Source organism: Neobacillus niacini (assembly GCF_023715785.1).
In the GTDB taxonomy this organism is placed as follows: domain Bacteria; phylum Bacillota; class Bacilli; order Bacillales; family Cytobacillaceae; genus Neobacillus; species Neobacillus niacini_E.
The window spans coordinates 1-1,657 of the sequence record NZ_JAMBOX010000040.1 but is presented as its reverse complement, the minus strand read 5'-3'; the positions used below and the strand labels follow the sequence as shown (position 1 = coordinate 1,657).

The following is a 1,657-nucleotide window of genomic DNA, read 5'->3' as shown; positions in this document are numbered from 1 at the left end:
AGGGGTGCGGGTTAGAATTTCAATACAGCCAGGGTAGTATCCCACCGACGCCTCCACCGAAGCTGGCGCTCCGGCTTCTCAGGCTCCTACCTATCCTGTACAAGCTGTACCAAAATTCAATATCAGGCTACAGTAAAGCTCCACGGGGTCTTTCCGTCCTGTCGCGGGTAACCTGCATCTTCACAGGTACTATAATTTCACCGAGTCTCTCGTTGAGACAGTGCCCAGATCGTTACGCCTTTCGTGCGGGTCGGAACTTACCCGACAAGGAATTTCGCTACCTTAGGACCGTTATAGTTACGGCCGCCGTTTACTGGGGCTTCGATTCAGAGCTTCGCTTTTAAGGCTAACCCCTCCTCTTAACCTTCCAGCACCGGGCAGGCGTCAGCCCCTATACTTCGCCTTGCGGCTTCGCAGAGACCTGTGTTTTTGCTAAACAGTCGCCTGGGCCTATTCACTGCGGCTCTTCGGGGCTATTCACCCCAAAAAGCACCCCTTCTCCCGAAGTTACGGGGTCATTTTGCCGAGTTCCTTAACGAGAGTTCTCTCGCTCACCTTAGGATTCTCTCCTCGCCTACCTGTGTCGGTTTGCGGTACGGGCACCTTTTATCTCGCTAGAGGCTTTTCTTGGCAGTGTGGAATCAGGAACTTCGGTACTATAATTCCCTCGGCATCACAGCTCAGCCTTAAGGTGAACGGATTTTCCTATTCACCAGCCTAACTGCTTGCACGCGCATATCCAGCAGCGCGCTTACCCTATCCTCCTGCGTCCCCCCATCACTCAAACGATAAAGAGGTGGTACAGGAATATCAACCTGTTGTCCATCGCCTACGCCTTTCGGCCTCGGCTTAGGTCCCGACTAACCCTGAGCGGACGAGCCTTCCTCAGGAAACCTTAGGCATACGGTGGATGGGATTCTCACCCATCTTTCGCTACTCATACCGGCATTCTCACTTCTAAGCGCTCCACCAGTCCTTACGGTCTAGCTTCAACGCCCTTAGAACGCTCTCCTACCGCGGACACCTAATGGTGTCCACCCACAGCTTCGGTGATACGTTTAGCCCCGGTACATTTTCGGCGCAGAGTCACTCGACCAGTGAGCTATTACGCACTCTTTAAATGGTGGCTGCTTCTAAGCCAACATCCTGGTTGTCTAAGCAACTCCACATCCTTTTCCACTTAACGTATACTTTGGGACCTTAGCTGGTGGTCTGGGCTGTTTCCCTTTCGACCATGGATCTTATCACTCATAGTCTGACTCCCACGGATAAGTCATTGGCATTCGGAGTTTGTCTGAATTCGGTAACCCGATGAGGGCCCCTAGTCCAAACAGTGCTCTACCTCCAAGACTCTTACTACGTGAGGCTAGCCCTAAAGCTATTTCGGAGAGAACCAGCTATCTCCAAGTTCGATTGGAATTTCTCCGCTACCCACACCTCATCCCCGCACTTTTCAACGTGCGTGGGTTCGGGCCTCCATCCAGTGTTACCTGGACTTCACCCTGGACATGGGTAGATCACCTGGTTTCGGGTCTACGACTGCATACTATGTCGCCCTATTCAGACTCGCTTTCGCTGCGGCTCCGTCTTTTCAACTTAACCTCGCATGCAATCGTAACTCGCCGGTTCATTCTACAAAAGGCACGCCATTACCCAT

The 1,657-nt window shown here is 52.5% G+C and carries 1 rRNA gene; it reads right to left on the bottom strand.

Annotated elements, in window-relative coordinates:
- A 23S ribosomal RNA gene (locus tag M3234_RS28575) occupies window positions 1-1,657 on the bottom strand; the annotation flags it as partial.